The sequence below is a fragment of the Pseudomonas donghuensis genome, from assembly GCF_000259195.1.
Classification (GTDB): domain Bacteria; phylum Pseudomonadota; class Gammaproteobacteria; order Pseudomonadales; family Pseudomonadaceae; genus Aquipseudomonas; species Aquipseudomonas donghuensis.
Genome location: NZ_JH650770.1, coordinates 1 through 381, shown reverse-complemented (window position 1 = coordinate 381; position 381 = coordinate 1). Strand labels below are relative to the sequence as shown.

Genomic DNA, 381 nt, shown 5'->3' with positions numbered 1-381 from the left:
CTAAAAAAGCCAGTATCGACGCGCTGAAGGCCGAGAAGGGCTATGCCGGTGTCGAGGTAACCCGCGAAGCGGACGCCCGCTTGCTTGCCGAGCATACCTGCGACGAAGATCAACTGCGCTTTTTCGCCGCCGGGCGCGGGCTGTTCAGCCTGCGGATCGAGGATTACATCTATGCGGTGTTGTGCGAGAAGGGCGACCTGATCGGCGTGCCGGCGGGGGTTCGGCATTGGCTCGATCTGGGCGAGGAGCCGCGGTTTGTGGCGATCCGGGTGTTTAACCAGGCACAGGGTTCGGTTGCCAACTTTACTGGCGACAAGATTGCTGCAGACTTTCCTCGGCTTGATGACTGAGTGATCGCATCGCGGGGCAAGCCCGCTCCTA

Annotated in this window: 1 pseudogene; it reads left to right on the top strand. The window is 61.2% G+C overall.

What is annotated here, in order from left to right:
* Positions 1–350 (top strand): annotated as a pseudogene (locus tag UW3_RS27230) (acireductone dioxygenase); the annotation flags it as partial.
* Positions 351–381 lie beyond the last annotated feature (31 nt).